At 69.6% G+C, this 17559-nt stretch carries 14 protein-coding genes; 8 read left to right on the top strand and 6 right to left on the bottom strand.

Going from position 1 to position 17559, the window contains the following annotated elements:
* The 4 genes from ACOZ32_RS02945 to lipA form a co-directional block, all read right to left on the bottom strand.
* Nucleotides 1-1425 carry a dihydrolipoamide acetyltransferase family protein gene (locus tag ACOZ32_RS02945; protein ID WP_235157257.1) on the bottom strand — a complete coding sequence of 475 codons (1425 nt, stop codon included), beginning with the start codon at nucleotides 1423-1425 and terminating at the stop codon, nucleotides 1-3.
* A 1-nt stretch (nucleotide 1426) separates the two neighbouring features.
* Complete coding sequence (locus ACOZ32_RS02940; protein ID WP_012289463.1) at nucleotides 1427-2401, bottom strand: alpha-ketoacid dehydrogenase subunit beta; 975 nt, start codon at nucleotides 2399-2401, stop codon at nucleotides 1427-1429.
* Between the two features lie 4 nt (nucleotides 2402-2405).
* Nucleotides 2406-3521 (bottom strand): pyruvate dehydrogenase (acetyl-transferring) E1 component subunit alpha, encoded by a 1116-nt coding sequence (gene pdhA, locus ACOZ32_RS02935; protein ID WP_424334912.1) that lies wholly within the window; start codon nucleotides 3519-3521, stop codon nucleotides 2406-2408.
* A gap of 228 nt (nucleotides 3522-3749) precedes the next feature.
* On the bottom strand, nucleotides 3750-4685 hold the full coding sequence (lipA, locus tag ACOZ32_RS02930; RefSeq protein WP_010903644.1) for a lipoyl synthase: 936 nt from the start codon (nucleotides 4683-4685) through the stop codon (nucleotides 3750-3752).
* Nucleotides 4686-4804: 119 nt separating this feature from the next.
* Here lipA and ACOZ32_RS02925 point away from each other — a divergent pair, with 119 nt between their 5' ends.
* The 6 genes from ACOZ32_RS02925 to ACOZ32_RS02900 are packed head-to-tail and all read left to right on the top strand — an operon-like array spanning nucleotide 4805 to nucleotide 13134.
* Nucleotides 4805-6214 (top strand): MATE family efflux transporter, encoded by a 1410-nt coding sequence (locus ACOZ32_RS02925; RefSeq protein WP_285271501.1) that lies wholly within the window; start codon nucleotides 4805-4807, stop codon nucleotides 6212-6214.
* Between the two features lie 36 nt (nucleotides 6215-6250).
* Nucleotides 6251-8590 (top strand): DEAD/DEAH box helicase, encoded by a 2340-nt coding sequence (locus ACOZ32_RS02920; protein WP_424334911.1) that lies wholly within the window; start codon nucleotides 6251-6253, stop codon nucleotides 8588-8590.
* A 38-nt stretch (nucleotides 8591-8628) separates the two neighbouring features.
* Nucleotides 8629-9357: an endonuclease NucS domain-containing protein gene (locus ACOZ32_RS02915; RefSeq protein WP_010903641.1), complete on the top strand. Its 729-nt coding sequence runs from the start codon at nucleotides 8629-8631 to the stop codon at nucleotides 9355-9357.
* Nucleotides 9358-9379: 22 nt separating this feature from the next.
* Nucleotides 9380-10411 carry a tRNA-intron lyase gene (endA, locus tag ACOZ32_RS02910; RefSeq protein WP_205251143.1) on the top strand — a complete coding sequence of 344 codons (1032 nt, stop codon included), beginning with the start codon at nucleotides 9380-9382 and terminating at the stop codon, nucleotides 10409-10411.
* Nucleotides 10408-11949 carry a tryptophan--tRNA ligase gene (locus ACOZ32_RS02905; protein WP_010903639.1) on the top strand — a complete coding sequence of 514 codons (1542 nt, stop codon included), beginning with the start codon at nucleotides 10408-10410 and terminating at the stop codon, nucleotides 11947-11949. Before endA ends, ACOZ32_RS02905 begins: the two co-directional genes overlap by 4 nt.
* A gap of 51 nt (nucleotides 11950-12000) precedes the next feature.
* On the top strand, nucleotides 12001-13134 hold the full coding sequence (locus ACOZ32_RS02900) for a DUF7118 family protein (protein WP_424334910.1): 1134 nt from the start codon (nucleotides 12001-12003) through the stop codon (nucleotides 13132-13134).
* Here the strand turns inward: ACOZ32_RS02900 and glmM are convergent.
* Nucleotides 13131-14498, bottom strand: a complete 1368-nt coding sequence (glmM, locus tag ACOZ32_RS02895) for a phosphoglucosamine mutase (RefSeq protein ID WP_010903637.1) — start codon at nucleotides 14496-14498, stop codon at nucleotides 13131-13133. The genes ACOZ32_RS02900 and glmM overlap by 4 nt on opposite strands.
* Nucleotides 14495-14947, bottom strand: a complete 453-nt coding sequence (locus tag ACOZ32_RS02890) for a hypothetical protein (protein WP_205251140.1) — start codon at nucleotides 14945-14947, stop codon at nucleotides 14495-14497. Before ACOZ32_RS02890 ends, glmM begins: the two co-directional genes overlap by 4 nt.
* Before the next feature lie 81 nt (nucleotides 14948-15028).
* On the opposite strand from ACOZ32_RS02890, the gene ACOZ32_RS02885 reads away from it, so the two are divergent.
* Both ACOZ32_RS02885 and ACOZ32_RS02880 read left to right on the top strand, forming a co-directional pair.
* Entirely contained in the window at nucleotides 15029-15886 is an 858-nt protein-coding gene (locus ACOZ32_RS02885) for an HVO_0234 family beta-propeller protein (RefSeq protein ID WP_205252197.1), read from the top strand.
* Nucleotides 15887-16708: 822 nt separating this feature from the next.
* Nucleotides 16709-17554 (top strand): ribose-phosphate pyrophosphokinase, encoded by an 846-nt coding sequence (locus ACOZ32_RS02880; RefSeq protein ID WP_205251138.1) that lies wholly within the window; start codon nucleotides 16709-16711, stop codon nucleotides 17552-17554.
* The last annotated feature ends 5 nt before the right edge of the window (nucleotides 17555-17559 follow it).

Below are 17559 nucleotides of genomic sequence, written 5' to 3'. Positions count from 1 at the left end.
TTATTCGAGTAGTAGTAGTTCGGGGTCAGTCAGATACTCCATCACGCGGTTCGTGAACTGTGCGGCCTCCGCGCCGTCGATGACGCGGTGGTCGATCGACAGCGACAACGGCAGCGTCTGGGCCGCCCGCACGTCGCCGTCCTCGGCGACCGGGCGCTCGTCGATCGCGCCCAGCCCCAGGATCGCCGTCTCGGGGTAGTTGATGATCGGGGTCGCGTACTCGCCGCCGATCGCGCCGAAGTTCGTGATCGTGAACGTTCCGCCGTCCATGTCCGCGGGCGCGATCGAGCGCTCGCGGGCCTGCTCGACGAGGTCGTTCATCTCCGTGGAGATCTCAAGCATCGACTTCTGGTCGACGTGCTCGACGACCGGCACCATCAGCCCGGCGTCGGTCGCGACCGCCACGCCGATGTTGTAATCCTGCTTGAGCGCGATCTCCTCGTCGTCCTCGCGGAGCTCGGAGTTCAACACGGGGAACTCCTTGAGCGCCGCGACGACCGCCTTCATCACGAACGGCATGTACGTCAGCTTCACGTCCTCGGCCTCGGCGCGCGCCTTCAGCTTCGAACGCGTCTCCACGAGGCTGTCGATGACGGCGGTGTCGTGGTGGGTGACGTGTGGCGCCGTGTACTTCGACTCGGCCATCTGCTCGCCGATGGTGCGGCGGATGCCCCGGTAGGGCTCGGTGGTCTCGCCGCCGGCGACGAACTCGCGGGTGGCTGCGCCGCCCGCCTCGCCCTGCGCGGCCTGCCCCCCCTCGGCGTACGCCTGGACCGCCTCCGCGGTGACGAACGCCTCGCCGTCGCGCTGTTCGACCGCCGGCACGTCGTTGATGTCGACGCCCAGCTCACGGGCGACCCCGCGGGTCGCGGGTGCCGCAAGCGTCTTCTCGCGGCCCGCCGGCTCTTGGCTGCCGGCGCTCGCCGCGGTGTCGTCCTCGTCGACGCGTTCCGTCGCGGACGTGGCCTCGGTGGTGTCCTCGCCGCCCTCCGCGGCGGCGCGCACGTCGCCGTCGGTGATGCGCCCCGACGGCCCGCTCCCCTCGACGCTGTCGAGGTCGACGCCCAGCTCGCGGGCGAGCGTGCGAACGCTCGGCGGCGCGAACGTCCGGCCGCTGGCCTCGCTGGTCGCCGACGCGGCCTCGTCGCCGCTTTCGTCGCCGTCGTCCGCGGTGGCCGACGCCTCGCCGTCAACGTCGAACGTCACGAAGAGATCGCCGACCGGCACCACGTCGCCTTCCGCCCAGTGGAGTTCCTGGACCGTGCCGTCGACCGGCGCGGGCACCTCGACCTGGGCTTTGTCCGTTTCGACCTCCGCGACCGGCTGATCCTCGGTGACGGTGTCGCCCTCGTCGACGAGCCACCGCACGAGTTCGCCCTCCGCGACGCCCTCTCCGACGTCAGGTAGCGTGAATTCGCGGGCCATCTTAGAAGTCGAACGCCTCCTCGATGCCGGCCGCGATGCGCGCGGGCTCGGGCAGGTAGTAGTCCTCCAGGGCCGCCAGCGGGAACGGCACGTCGAAGCCGGTGATGCGCTCGACGGGGGCCTCCTGGTACAGCAACGCCTCCTCCTGGATGGTCGCCGTGATCTCCGCGCCCAGGCCGCCCGTGTTCGGGGCTTCGTGGACGATCGCGGCGCGCCCGGTCTTCTTGAACGACTCGATGATCGTGTCGAAGTCGATGGGGCTCAGACTCCGCAAATCCACGACCTCGACGTCGATCCGATCGAGGTTCTCGGCGGCCTCAACGGTGGGCTGGGTCATCGCCCCCCAGGTGAACACCGACACGTCCTCACCCTCCGTGCGGACGGCCGCGTCGCCGAGTTCGACCTCGTAGGGGTCGTCGGGCACGTCCTCGCGGAACGCCCGGTAGATCTTCTTCGGTTCGAGGAACACCACGGGGTCCGGGTCCCGGATGGACGCGATGAGCATCCCCTTGGCGTCGTACGGCGTGCTGGGCATCGCGACCTTCAGCCCGGCCTCGTGGGCGTAAAACGCCTCCTTGGACTCGGAGTGGTGTTCGGGCGCGCGGATCCCGCCGCCCATCGGCGCACGCAGCACCATCGGGAGCGTGAACCGGCCGCGGGAGCGCGTTCGCAGCCGCGACATGTGGCTCACCACCTGGTCGAAGCCCGGGTACATGAACCCGGAGAACTGGATCTCCGGCACCGGCTTCAGGCCGTAGGCGGCCATGCCGACCGCCGACCCGATGATCCCCGACTCCGCCAACGGCGTGTCGATGACCCGGTCGTCGCCGAACTCCTCGTAGAGGCCCTCGGTCGCCCGGAACACACCGCCGTTCTGCCCGACGTCCTCGCCCATCACGAGCACGTCGTCGTCCTCGGCCATCCCGTCGTGGAGGCCGTCCCGTACCGCCTGCACTAGCGTCAGATTCTCGCTCATATCGTTAGTCCTCCAGGAGCGCCTCGTCGCCGTACTCGTCTCGGATCGACTGGAAATACTCCAGTTGCTGTTCTAGGCGCTGTGGCATCTCCGCGTAGACGTTCTCGAACATCGATGCGGGGTCGGGCCGCGGCGTCTCCTCGGCGGCCTCGATGGCGTCGGCGACCGCGTCCTCGATGTCGGCCTCGATGGACTCGATGGCCGCGTCGTCGAGGCGGTCGGTCTCCACGAGGAACGTCTCCAAGCGCGGGATCGGGTCCTTGTCCTTCCAGGCCTCGACCTCGGACTCCTCGCGGTAGACCGACGGGTCGTCGGCGGTGGTGTGCGCGCCGAACCGGTACTGCACGGCCTCGATGAGCGTCGGCCGCATTTCGTCCTCGTCGGGGTCTTTCGCTTTCTCGATGGCGTCGTGTGCCACCTGGTAGACCGCAAGCGGGTCCATCCCGTCGACCTGCACGCCCTCGAAGCCGTAGGCGGCGGCCTTCTGGGCGAGCGTGTCCGTCGCTGTCTGCTGTTCGCGCGGGACGCTGATCGCCCACTGGTTGTTGTTACAGAAGAACACGTTCGGCGTGTCGTAGACGCCCGCGAAGTTCAGGCCTTCGTGGAAGTCACCTTCGGAGGTCGCGCCGTCCCCGAAGTAACACATGAACGCCGTGTCGGATTCGTCTTTGAGCTGCGACGCCCACCCCATCCCGGTGGCGTGGGGGATCTGGCTGGCGATCGGCACCGCGACCGTGAAGATGTTCTCCTCGGTCGGGATCGCGTTCCCACGCTCGTCACCCATCCAGTACAGCAGGGTGTCTTTCAGTGGGAGGCCGCGAACCAGGCTGGCGCCGTGCTCGCGGTAGCTGGGCACGATCCAGTCGTCGTCGGCAAGCGCCATCGCGGACGCGATCTGTGCGCCCTCCTGGCCGGACAGCGGCGGGTAGGTGCCGATCCGACCCTGCCGTTGGAGGCTCACCGCGCGCTCGTCGAAGCGCCGCGCGAGCTTCATGTAGCGGTACATCTCCACGAGCTCGTCGTCGGTGAGGTCCGGTACCTCCGCGCCGTCGACCAGCTCGCCGTTCTCGTCCAGCACCCGGTAGGTGTCGTCGGGTGCTCGATGAATGGTCTCGGTCACGGGTACCCCCGTCCTGACATGTGCGGAGGATCTACCCCTGCGACTATATGATTTTCGTAACAATCGTTTCCATGGGGATCGCTGCCATCGAATTTCAACCCACTGTCCAGTCTCAGTGGACTGATTGGGTAGAACGAGCGCCATTCCCGGGAAAAATACGAAATCGAACCGACGCCGCCCGGACGTCGTCGTCGGCGACCGGTCGGACGGTGATCGCCGCCAGTGACCTCACTCCGACGCCGCACGCCGCGCGTTCCGGCGGGCCTCCTGGACGCTTTTGCCCTCCCGCAGCACGGCGTCCACGAACAGCTCGCCGGCCTTGTACGAGGACCGCACCATCGGTCCCGACGCGCAGTACAGGAACCCGAACTCGGATTCGGCCACGCGCTGCCACGTCTCGAACTTCTGGGGGTGGACGTAGTCCGCGACGTCGAGGTGTGACCGCGACGGCTGGAGATACTGCCCCAGGGTCACCACGTCCACGCCGGCCTCCCGGAGGTCTCCAAGCGTCTGGTAGACCTCGTGGTCGTACTCGCCGACCCCCAGCATGATGCTCGTCTTGGTGTAGATGTCCGACTCCCGGGTCACGTACTCCAGCACCGACAGGGACTGCTCGTAGCCCGCGCGCCGGTCCCGCACGGGGACCTGCCGGCGCGCGACGGTTTCGATGTTGTGCGCGATCACGTCCGGCCCCGCGTCGATGATCTTCTGAACCAGCGATTTCTCGCCCTGGAAATCCGGAATCAGCACTTCCACCAGGATCGAGGGGTCGCGCTCTTTGATCTCCCGGATCGTCCGCGCGAAGTGGCCGGCCCCCTGGTCGTCGAGGTCGTCGCGGTCGACGGACGTCAACACCACGTAGTCCAGCCCGATCTCCGCCACGGACTCCGCGACGTTCGCCGGCTCATCGGGATCTAGGGGCTCCATGCCGCCGGTTTTCACGTCACAGAAGTTGCAGCCACGCGAGCAGCGATCCCCCATCAGCATGAACGTCGCCGTGCCGGGGCCGTCACGGCCGCTCCAACACTCCCCCATGTTGGGACACGACGCCTCCTCGCAGACCGTGTGGAGGTCGTTGTCGCGGAGCGTCTCCTTGATGTCCGTGAACCGCTCCCCGGACGGCGGCCGCATCTTTAGCCACTCCGGCTTCCGGCGGCTACTCATGCCAGTTCCTTCGGGACCAGCCGCAAAAATGCTGGGGATTGTTGCCCCGGCAATACGACCCACAGATACATAGATTAATGCCACGGCGCTGGAAAACCAATCGGTAACACACCCCACTCATGTTTGATCTCTCACGTGACGAGATCACCGGCGGGTCACTCCCCCGCGCGCTACTGGTGCTCACCGCCCCCCTCGTCGTCCAGCAGTACGTCGTCGTCGTCCAGCAGATCGTCGACGTGTTCTGGCTCGGGCGGGTCAGCCGCAACGCCGTCAGCGCCGTTGGTCTGGTCGCGCCGCTCATCGGATTACTCGCCCTCGCCACCAGCGTCGCCACGATCGGCTGCCGGGTGCTCGTCGCCCAACACGTCGGCGCTGACGACGCCGCGGCGGCCCGCAGCACCGGGTTCCATGCGACCGTGCTCGTCGGCGCTGCCAACCTCCTGTTGGCTGTGGTGGTTCTCTGGCTGGCACCGGACCTCGTTGGGGTCCTGCTCTCCGACGAGGCGGTCATACAACTCGGCGCCACCTATCTCACTGTCACCACCGTCGGCCGCGTCTTCGGCGGCATGAGCGACACCATCGAGTCCGGGTTCGTCGGCTGGGGTGACTCCCGGATGTCGATGCTCATCAACGTCGTCGCCGTGCTCACCAACGTCGTCCTCGACCCGTTTCTGGTCGTCGGCTGGCAGCTCCCCGGGTTCGCCGGCTACGGCATCTTCGGCGCCGCGCTCGCCACCGCGATCGGCTACGTCGCCGGGTTCGCCGTCGCAGTCGGCGGGCTCGGCGTCGACAGCACCAGTTTCACCATCCGCCGCGCCGACCTGGGGGTCAGCCGTGACACCGTTCGCAGCCTGCTCTCGGTCGGCGTCCCCCACGCCGGCCAGGAGGCCGGCCGCCAGATCGCGCGCCTGCTGGTTGTCGCCATCGTCGCCGGCGTCGCCGGCAGCGCGGGGTTGGCGGCGTACACCATCGGCGCGCGCATCGCCACCATCGCGTTCGTCCCCGCGGCGGCCGTCGGGAGCGCGGTGTCGAGCATCGTCGGGCAGAACGTCGGCGCGGGCAACCCCGATCGGGCGACGCGCGCGACCTGGCTGGCCGCCGGGGCCACCACCGCCGGGATGGCGGTCCTCGGCGTCGCCCAGTACAGCAGCCCCGCCACCATCGTGTCGGTGTTTGCGCCCACGTTCTCCGGCATCGAACTGACGTACACCGTCGCGTACCTCCAGATACTCGCCGTCGGCTACTGGGCGTTCGGCCTCATCTACCCGATCCAGGGCGGGTTCAACGGCGCGGGCAAGACCACCGTCTCGATGGTCGCCACGCTGCTGCAGTACTGGGGGGTGCGGCTCCCCGTGGCCGCCCTCGGCGCGTACGTGGTGGTGTTCTCGGTGCCAGTCCACGCCGCGTTCTGGGCGATCACCGCCTCGAACGTCGCGTGCGCGGTCGGCGTCACGGCCTACTTCTGGGCGCAGACCAGCGGCGCGACGGGCCTGATCGAGCGCGCCGCGACCGCCGCCGCGTCGGACTAGAAACGCCTATCCGCCGGCCGCCCCTCCCCTTCAGCGATGGATGTCGCCGAGGTCGTTCCGGAGTTCGCCGAGGCGTTTCCCTTCGACGAGTTCAACGCGATGCAGCGGGAGGCGGTGCCGGCGCTGCTGGAATCCGACGCGAACGTGGTGGCGTCCGCGCCCACCGGCAGCGGGAAGACGGCGCTCGCGGAGCTCGCGATCTGCCAGACGCTCGCCGACGGCGGGACGGCGCTGTTCGTCGCGCCGCTGCGCGCGCTCACCAACGAGAAAGAAGACGAGTGGGAGCGCTTCGAGGCGCTCGGATACTCCGTGTACGTGGTCACCGGCGAGCGCGACCTGAACCCGCGGCGCGCCGAGCGCGCCGACGTGCTCGTGATGACCCCCGAGAAGGCCGACTCCGCCACCCGCAAACACGACTCCCCGCGGTACGCGTTCGTGACCGACGTGGAGTGCGTGGTCATCGACGAAGTCCACCTGCTGGATTCGGAGACCCGGGGGAGCGTCCTCGAAGTCGTGGTCTCGCGGCTGCGGCGGCTCTGTGACCCCCGAGTGGTCGCGCTGTCGGCGACCATGCCGAACATCGGCGACGTCGCGGACTGGCTGGACGCCACCCCCGACACCACCTTCGAGTTCGACGACGACTACCGGCCGGTGGACCTCCACGCCGGCGTTCGCACCTACGACCACGGTGACAACCCGTTCGCGGACAAGTACCGGCGGCTGTTCACGGCGCTCGATCTGGCCGAGCCACACCTCCGGGAGGACGGCCAGTCGCTGGTGTTCGTGGCGTCCCGCCAGGACACCGTGCAGGCAGCCAAGAAGACCAGAGACGAGATCGCACAGCGGGACATCCCGGTGGGGTCGCGGGGCGACTACGACTTCCACACGGCCACCGAGGCGCTCGACAACGAGACGCTGCGGAAGTCCGTGCTCGACGGGGTGGCGTTCCACCACGCGGGGCTGTCGACCACCGACAAAAGCCACGTCGAGCAGTGGTTCCGCGAGGGCAAGATCCGGGTGTTGTTCTCCACGTCCACGCTGGCGTGGGGCGTGAACCTGCCGGCGCGCTGCGTGGTGATCCGGGACACGAAACTCCACGACCCCCTGGAGGGAGAGGTCGACATGAGCCCCCTGGACGTCCTCCAGATGCTGGGTCGCGCGGGCCGCCCCGGCTACGACGACGTGGGCTACGGCTGGGTGGTGTGTGACACCAGCGACGCCGACACCTATCGGACGCTGCTGGACGAGGGCCACGAGATCGAGAGCCGACTCGACGGCAACCTCGCCGAGCATCTGAACGCCGAGATCGCGATGGGGACGATCCGTGACCTCGGCGACGTGATGGCGTGGCTCGAAACGACGTTCTACTACCAGCGCGCGCAGTCCGCGCCCGACGCCTACGAGTTCTCGACGCTTCGCGATCGCGTCCGGGCGACCCTCGACGATCTCATCGACCAGGGGTTCGTGGAGACCGACGCGGATCTCGGGCTGTCGGCGACCCGGCTGGGGGTGTTGGCGTCGACGTACTACCTCCGCCTGGACACCGCCCGCGAGTTCCGCGCCGTCATCGACGACGCCGCCGACGACCGCGCCATCCTGCGCGCGGTGGCTGCCGCCGGCGAGTTCGACTCCGTGAGCGCCCGCCACTCCGAGCAGGACGCGATCCACACCGTCCTGGGCCACAGCGGCGACGAGATGGCCGACGGCCCGCGGAAGGTGTACGCGATCCTGCGCGCGAGCATGCGGGGCGCAGTCCCCTCGGAACTCCGGTCGGACGCGTGGGTGATCACGCAGAACGCGCTCCGGCTGCTGGCGGCGCTGGGGGCGTTTTTCGACCGATACGACGACCCCTTGGGGGCGAACGCCGCGGCCCGGTTGGAGGCCCGCATCGACACCGGCGTCCCCGAGGCCGCCGTTGGCCTGACAGCCATCGATGGCGTCGCCGCTGGGCGCGCGCACAAACTCCACGACGAGGGCATCGACACCCCCGGGGATGTCCGTGATGCGGGCGTTCCCGGGCTCGTGGACGCCGGTCTCGCGCCGGGCGTCGCCGAGAGCGTCCACGAACAGGCCGCCGGCCTGCCGGCTGTCGCCGTCGACTGGGGCGATTTCCCGGACTCCGTTCCCGCCGGTGACAACGACCTCCGTGAGGTCACCGTCCGCAACCACGGCGGCGGGGCCAACGCCGGCGTCACGGTCACGGTCAACGGCGTCGAGATGACCACCGAAACCAGCTACCTGGACGGCGCGCTGTCGGTGCCGGTGGGCGTGTTCGGCGCGCCCGACGCGGACACGCTCACGTTCGAGGTCACGGTCGCGTTCGCGGAGTTACCCCTTCCACCCGTGACCGAGACCCGCACCGTCGACGTGGTGTAGCCGAGGGTTGAAACCGGAGACCGCGGCCACCCACACGCATGCAGGACGCCATCCGAGTGCTGGCCGGGGAGTGTGCGGTGCGCTACGAGAACGACGCGTCCACCGACCGCGTGCTGCGCGGCGACGTGGTGGTCGTGGTGAAACCCGACGACACCGTGTTGGTGCACGACGCCGACGGCTACCAGCCGGCGGCGTGGCTCACCAGGCCCGGTGTCGTGCGGTACACGCGCGACGCCAGCGGGTTCCGCATCGACGCCGCCGACGGCGACGAGCGCCTCGTCGTCGAGAGCGCGACCGAGCACGGCGACGCCCATTATCCGGTGTCGCCAGCGGGGCCGCCCGTGGGGCGCTGTGAGTGTGGCGGCGCGTTCGTCCGCGACGGCGGCCGCGTGGTGTGTGTGGACTGCCGCGACCAGTATTCGATCCCGCGCGACGTGGCGGTCGTCGACGACGCGTGTGCGGCCTGCGGGCTGCCGCGGATCCGGGTGGCGCGTGGCGTGACGGTGACCGCCTGCGTGGACCGCGACTGCGAGCCGATCGCGGCCGCGGTCGCCGACGCCATCGACTGGACGTGTCGCTGCGGGGCGGCGCTCGGGGTGGCGTCCGAGCGTGGACTGCACGCCGCCTGCGAGTCCTGCGGGGCGCGGTTCCGGCTTCCCCACGGGACGACCGCCGGCGACTGTGGGTGTGGGTTGCCCGCGATCAGGACCGCCACCGGCGTTCGGTGTCTGGACGGCGACTGCGAGCGCGCACCGCAGTCGCTTTGAGTGCTGGCCGTGTCCGTGGGGTATGGACGGCGATCTGCGCGGGGATACAGTGCATATCGGTGGCGACGCCCGCCAGCGATTCCACGACGCACGCGGGTACGGCTACCCGCTGGGCGGCAACGACATCGCGGTGTCGCTCGTGGAGGCCGCCCACCTCCTGTTCCGTGGCGACCTCGATTCCGTCGACGGCATGGGGTTTCGGGCGTTTCTCACGGACCGCGAGGCGGGGTTCGCCGCCCGGTTTCTGGTCTACGTCGACCTCCGGGATCGGGGGTTCTACCTGGTGCCGGACCGCGACCCGTGGTGGCGCGACCCCGGCGACGGCGATTTCGTGGTGTTCCCGCGCGGGAACACGCGCCGCGACGGCGTCGTGAAACACCGGGTGCGCGTGGTCGACGAGCGCACGACCCTCCCCGTCGACGGGCTCTCGGAGTCGGTGCTGGCGGTCGTCGACGAGGAAAGCGAGATCACCTACCTCGACATCGCCCCCGAAACCCCCACCGGGGAGACGACCCTCGACCGCCCCACCGATGTCCCGGGGGTGTTGTTGGACGACCGCGTGCTCGTCTGGGAGCCGCCACAGCGCCTGCACAACGCCGGCTTCTACGGCCAGCCCCTCGGCGGGCGCGCCGCCGACCACGACGCCCTCCAGTTGTCGCTCGTGGAGGCGGCGTACCTCATCGACGCCGGCGTGTTGACGCTCACCGACGCCACCATCGACGACGTTCGTGCCCGCGGGCGGCTCGGTGAGGGCGAGCATTTCGACTGCCGGCTGGCCGTCTATCGCGCGCTCCGTGACGCCGGCGCGGTCCCGAAAACCGGGTTCAAGTTCGGCGCCGATTTCCGCGTGTACTCGGCGGTGTCGTCGGTCGACGACCTCGGGCACTCGGAGCTGCTGGTGCGCGTGATCACCGACACCCACGTGTTCTCGCCGGGGGACCTCTCGCTCGACGTGCGACTGGCCCACGGCGTCCGCAAGCGAATGGTTTTTGCGGCTACCGACGACACAGACGACACGATTCGCTGGCTTTCGGTGAGTCGATTGACGCCATGACATCCGACGACACAGACGACACGGCCGGTGCTGACGACGTTGCACTCGACCCCTGGGGGTCGGCAACCATCTCGGACTACCGCGCGCTCTTCGACGAGTTCGGCATCGAAGCCTTCGAGGACGTCCTCGACGGCGTGCCCACACCCCACTCGCTGATGCGGCGCGCGATCATCTTCGGACACCGCGACTACCGCCGGGTGGCGGCGGCGATGCGCAACGACGAGCCGTTCGCGGCGCTGTCCGGGTTCATGCCCACCGGGGACCCACACATCGGCCACAAGATGGTGTTCGACGAGCTCATCTGGCACCAACAACAGGGCGGGGACGCGTACGCGCTCATCGCCGACCTGGAGGCGCACTCCGCCCGGGGCTTGGACTGGGCGGAGATCGACGAGCACGCCGAGGACTACCTGCTGAGCCTGCTCGCGCTCGGCTTCGACGCCGACGAGGGCGAGCTCTACCGCCAGTCCACGAACCGCGAACTCCAGGACCTCGCGTTCGAGCTCGGCATCGAAGCCAACACCTCGGAGTTCGAAGCCATCTACGGGTTCGGCGGCGACACCGACGTGTCCCACATGCAAAGCGTCGTCACGCAGATGGCCGACATCCTCTACCCGCAACTCGACGCGCCGAAACCGACGGTCATCCCGGTCGGCCCGGACCAGGACCCCCACGTGCGGTTCGCCCGCGACCTCGCCGAGCGCACGCGCTACTTCAAGGTCACCGAGGCGTTCGCCAGCGTGGCGTTCGACGACGACGAGCGCCCGCTCGTCCGCGCCGCCTACGACGCCCGCAGCCAGTACGCCGCGGACACCGACCAGCCCCGGTGTACGGAGGCCGCCGACTGGCTCGCGGCCGAGCCCGCGGCCGCCGACGGCGTCGATGCGGCCACCGCCGAATCGGTGGTTCAGAAACTGGAGAACGCGGGCATGGAGCCGCTGCGTCCCCGGGTTCGGTTCTTCGACCGGCAGGCCACAGACGAGGCGTTCACGGCGCTCATCGACGAGATCGCCGGCGAGAAGCGCGTCTTCGAGGGGCACGTCGACGCCTTCGAGCTGTCCGCCGAGACCGCCAGGGACCTCGCGCTCGCCGTCGAGGTCGACCACGGCGGCTACGGGTTCGTGCCGCCGTCGTCGGTCTACCACCGCTTCATGACGGGGCTGACCGGCGGGAAGATGTCGTCCTCGGAGCCGGCCAGCCACATCAGCCTGCTCGACGACCCCGAGACGGGTGCCGACAAGGTCGCCGCCGCCACCACCGGCGGCCGCGACACCGCCGCCGAGCAGCGCGAGCGCGGCGGCGAGCCCGACGACTGCCCGGTGTACGAGCTGTACGCCTACCTGCTCGCGGGCGATGACGACGCCCTCGCGGAGGAGGTCTACGCCGAGTGCGCCAACGGCGACCGGCTCTGTGGCGGCTGCAAGGAGCAGGCCGCCGACCTGATGGCACAGTTCCTCGAAACCCACCAGGAAAACCGCGAGGCGGCCCGTGACGTGCTCGCGGAGCTGGACATCGATCTGGACTCGGCGCGCGTGTAGTCCGGGTGGGGTGACAGAAGGCCTATCCCGCGGTCACTCGTTCTGTCGCGTATGTCCGACGCGCAGCCCGCACCGGAGGCGGATCCAGACGCGCTGGTCGGTGCGCTCCGGGACGCCGCCGACGCGGCCGCCGACGCCGACGCCGCCGTCGAAACGTACGGCGTTGATCGGCTTCGAGCGCTCCGAACCGCGCTGGCGGATCTCAACCGGCTGTTCGACCAGTACGAGGGCGACGCCACCGGCACCGGTGATTTCCAGTCGTATCTGGACTTCCAGGACGACCTCGTCGCGCTCGTCGACGGGTTCGACGACGACCTGCCCGAGCGCGACACCTTCGAGTCGCTGCTGGAACTGTTCAAGAAGCGCCGCCTGTCCGCCGACGACTTCGCGACGGCGCGGCGTCGCCTCCAGGACGCCCGCGACCTCGTCGGCCGCCTCGACGACCGCGCCGACGCCCACGACGACTACCGGGCGACGCGCTCGCGGGTGGCCGACGCCGCCGACGCCGCCGCCGACACGGTCGCCGAACTGGAGCGCCTCCGACGGCTTGGGAACGCCGACCTCGACGCGCCCGTCGAGACCCTCCGCCAGCCCATCGACGCCTACGACGACGCCGTCCGGTCGGCGTTCGAGTCGTTCCGCCGCGACGCGCCCGCCCGCGAGGTCATCGCGCTCGTCCGGACCACCGAGGCCTACCCGCTCGTGGGGTTCGAGCCCGCGCCCGAGGGGCTCGCTGACTTCGTCGCCGACCGCGCGGCCGGCACGGAGCCGATCCCCCAGCTGCTCGAGTACGCCGGCTACTCGCCGTCGAAGCTGGACCACTACGTCGCCGCGCCGCGCACGCTGAAGCGCGCCGTCGGCGGGAACCGCACGTACCTCGAACGCCTCGACGCCGACCCACTCCTCGTGGGGTGGCCGCCAGCGCCCGCCGCGGCGCTCCAGTACCGGCTCGATGAACTGGTGTCGGTCGTCGCGCGGTTCGCCGGCGACGACGTCCTCGAACCGCTGCACGCGGTCCGGCGGCGGGTGCGCGGCGACGACTACGACCGTCTGCGGGACGCCGCCGTCGCTACCCACGAGCTGACCGCCGACGAGAAACAGCGCATCGCGGCCGGCGTCGCCGACGACCTTCAGCGGGCGCGAGCCCGCGAACAGCGCCTGCGGGACGCGCTCGACGAGTACTAGGCGTCGGCCCGCGCCGCGCGCAGATCCGCGGCGAACGCCTCCGCGAGGGATTCGGCCCGCTCGTGGTCGGTGGACTCCGCGTAGATGCGGACGACCGGCTCCGTGCCCGACGGCCGCACGAGCACCCAGGCGTCGCCGTAGTCCAGCCGGTAGCCGTCGATGGTGGTGCGGTCGGCGTCCGCGTCCAGCGCGCGCGCCTCCGCCGCGTCGAGGAGCGCCCCCCGTTGTGCTTCCGTGTCGTAGTCGACGTTCACGCGGACGTTGTGGTAGTCGTCGTACGGCGCGACGACCTCGCTTGCGGGCGTGCCGTCGGCCAGCAGTTCGAGGAACCGTGCGCCAGTGTACGCGCCGTCGCGGGTCATGCGGTACTCCGGGAAGATGATCCCGCCGTTGCCCTCGCCGGCCACCGGGACGTGGTCGCCCTCGGCTTCCAGCTCGCGGATCCGGGTCATGATCTGCGTGGAGCCGATGGGCGTGAGCTCAAGCGTCGCTCCAGTGCGATCGCAGACGTCCACGAGGCGCTGGCTGACGTTCACCGCGGACACTGTGGTGTCGCCGGCGTCGAGCTCGGCCTCCGCAAGCGCCGCGAGCGTGGCGTCGCCCTCGATGTACTCGCCGGTCTCGTCGACGAAGATGGCACGGTCGGCGTCGCCGTCGTGGGCGATCCCCACGTCGGCGTCGGCCGCGCGCACGAGTGCGCCGAGGTCGCCGAGGTGTTCGCGCACCGGCTCGGGCTCCCGGCCGGGGAAGTGGCCGTCCGGTTGGGCGTTCACGGTGACGACGTCACACCCGAGCTCGCGGTAGAACGTCGGGCTGGTGAGCGCGCCCGCACCGTGGCCCGGGTCCAGGGCGACCGTCAGGTCGGCGGCCGCGATCGCCGCCCGGTCGACGGCGTCGGACAGCTGTGCGCGGTAGTCGCGGCCCGCGGACGCCACCTCCCGGTCGGCTCCCACACCGTCCCAGGCGGCGTTGTCGAACTGCTCGGTGGTGAACGCGCGCTCCACGCGCTCCAGGTCGGCAACCGCCAGCTCGACGCCGTCGCTGCCGACGAGCTTGACGCCGTTGTACTGGCTGGGGTTGTGACTCGCGGTCACCATCACCGCCGGGACGCCGGCGCGCTCCGCGTACGCTTGCGTGGCCGGCGTCGGAACCACCCCGAGCCGGTCGACGTCCACGCCGATGCTCTGGAGGCCCGCGACGGCCGCGTTTTCGAGCATGCGGCCGGTGGTTCGGGTGTCCCGTGCGACCGCGACGCGGTCGGCGCGCCACACCGAGCCGGCCGCCTTCGCGACGCGCAACACGAACCCCGGTGTGAGCTCCTCGTTGGCCACGCCCCGCGTTCCGCTCGACCCGAAGACGTTCATGCATCCTCCTGCGTGCGGCCGCCTCTAATCGCTTCCGAACGCGTCACGTTCACGGGGAACAGCGGGTCACCCACGTTCCCGTCGTCGTCGAGCACGCGAACCTCCACGACCAGCGTCGTGTCCTGGTAGCGGTAGGGCCCCTCCGTGGCATCACAGTGCTCCCGGAGGTCGTCGGCGAGGGCGTCGCCGGCCTCCCGGGTGACGTCCTCGGTCACCCACTCGCCGCGGGGTGCGTTCTCCACCGTCGCCGACGCCACGCGCTCCAGGGGTTGGTGGTTGGTCACGAACGCCTCCGAGAGCGTGCACACGTGTGTCTCACCGTCCCCAGCGGACTCCGACGGGCGCTTCGCGCGGACGCGAGCGGTCTCGTCGGCTCCCATCGTCAGACAGCCGCCGCCCACCCCGAACAGCGCGCCGGTGACGCCCACAAGCACTGTTCGTCGTCGCATACGTCAGTAGTCCCCCCGGGCTTGCAAAGCGCTTTCGAGAGAACCGCAACCACTTAGCGTGCAGCCGACCCGGCTGTACGCATGCCCGCCATTCGCGACGACCACGTGTTCGTCGAGGACACCGACGCCCACGTGGCGTACATCGCCGCCGGCCTCGGCATCACCGCGGCCCACATCGGCGCCAGCACTGTCGGCGAGTTCGCGCTCGAACACCGGTGTGACGCCCGCGACGTCGCCGCCACCCGGCTCGGCGTGGCCGCCGCCACCGCCGACGGCGTGGTGCTGTCGACGGCACCGCCGGACAGCGCGTTCGCCGACATCGGGTTCCCCGCCGCCGTCGCGGTCACCGGCTTCGACGGCACCGTCCTGGCGGCCGACGAGGACGGCCGGATCGCCCAGTACGACCCCGACGCCGGCGCGTGGACCGACCGCGCGGTCCTCACGGACGCCACCGTTCGCGCGCTCGACGCCGACCTCGTGGCCGCCACCGACGGCGTCCACCGGCTCACCGACGCCGGTCTCGCCGACGCCGGCCTGGACGACGCATACGACGTGTCCGCCCCGGGCGTGCCACACGCGGCCACCAGCGAGGGGTTGTTCGCGCTGGGCAACGGCTGGCGGGAAGCCGCCACCGGGGCGTTCCGCACGGTCGCCGCCGACCCCGCCTCCGCCGCGCCGGGCGCGACCGGCGTCGCCCACGCCGCCACCCCCGAAGCCTGCTTCGAACACCGCACCGACGCATGGCAGCCCTGTCGCGACATCGCGCCCTCGGACGCCGCCCGGGTCGTCGACGCCACGTACGCCGTCGACACGACGATCCTGCTCACCGCAGCCGGGACGCTGATCGTCGTGGACGGCGACGGCGACGCCCGCCACCGCAGCCTCGGGCTGCCCGACGCCGCCGCCGTCACGGTCGTCGGGCACACTCCCGACCGGTGAGGGTCGGGACGCAATCAGACGGTCCCGACGATCAGGTGCGCTTTCCTGGGGCTATCCGAGACGCTTCAGTCAATCCCCTACTCTCGGCCGCACGTCCAGTTATGGTATCCTAACCGGGAGTCGTGTCGCTCACTTATCAGGACCCTGGGTCCGAAATTTACGTGTAATGTGGCCTAATATAAGAGAGGCTACTGCTACTAGCAGGAGCAAATCTTTCCCCTCAAGCGCCCACGTAGCCACCATCGCCAACACACTCAGGGTGGCGATAATATCGAGAGTTTTCTCTGATGACATACGAGTAAAAATTCTACTTTCCTACTTTCGTTTCGGAATCCCGATACCCGAAAATGACGCCTCTACCCTTGTTAATTCAGTCATCAATTTGATCTGCTCGCGCATCAAAGATATGGTCTACGGTATCGAGCGCACTCTGCTCGTTGTTCTCTCACCAGTCTCCCGAACAGAGTTGGCCCGTTCCTCGCCTTCGTAAGAGAACGGCTCCGCGATTCTGTCATACGTGCGGTTATTAGCGACGCTGTCGTTTTTGCTGCGCTTACTCTATCTCGCTCAAGCACGTTCACAGCCGCTGGCAGACGCAACCATCAGGTTCCGACGATCGCGCGCGTTTCCTCCGCGCCCATACGAGTACCACGTTCTACTACTCTCCGCTCGTTCGCGGTTTTCTGATCCGAAACGCATGGGGGGCAAGCGCGCCATTAGAGACCCACGCCGAAGCACCGACACCGCGGCGCAGCCCGCGCCCGGCGGTCGTGCAGGCAGCCAAAGGAAACGTGTAAGCCGCCGGCCCGAGTCCACTCGCGTATGTTACTCAGCGGGTCCTCGAGTCAGTCACTCGCGGCCGCGCTCGCCGCCGCAACCGGCGAGCGGCTCGGCGATGTGACCTACGACTCGTTCCCGGACGGCGAGCAGCTGGTGACCGTTCCCCCGGCCGTCGACGGCGAGCGCGCGGTCATCGTGGCGTCCACGCCGACCAGCGACGCCCACATCGAGGTGCTGCAACTCCAGGACGCCGCCCGCGACGCCGGCGCGTCCGAGATCATCACCGTCCTGCCGTACATGGGGTACGCCCGCCAGGACGACGCCTTCGACCCCGGCCAGCCGGTGTCGGCGCGCGCGGTCGCTCGCGCCATCTCCACGGGCACCGACCGCGTGCTCACGGTCAACCCACACGAGGACGGCGTCCTGGAGTGTTTCGACGTGCCTGCCGCGGGCGTCGACGCCGCGCCACAGCTCGCCGCGCCGCTGCCCGCGGATCTCACCGACCCCGTGTTCCTCTCCCCCGACCACGGCGCGACCGATCTCGCCACCAGCGTTCGGGACGCCTATGGCACCGGCGTCACCGATCACTTCCAGAAGGTCAGACACTCCGGTAGCGATGTCACCGTCGAACCCAGTGAGATCCAGACCGCCGGCCGCGACGTCGTCGTCACCGACGACATCGTCGCCACCGGCACCACGATGAGCGAAGCCATCACCGCGCTCGACGACCCCGCCCGCGTGTTCGTCGCCACCGTCCACCCGCTGCTCGCCGGCAACGCCCGCCTGAAGCTCGCGCGCGCCGGCGTCGAAGCCGTCTACGGCACCGACACCATCGAGTGCGCCGTCTCCGAGGTGTCCGCCGCGCCCGCCATCGCTGACGCCCTCTGAGCGCG

This window comes from Halobacterium sp. MBLA0001, from assembly GCF_049705385.1.
Taxonomy (GTDB): Archaea; Halobacteriota; Halobacteria; order Halobacteriales; family Halobacteriaceae; genus Halobacterium; species Halobacterium salinarum.
The sequence above is the reverse complement of the archived record's forward strand: the minus strand, read 5'-3'. Positions and strand labels throughout refer to the sequence as shown.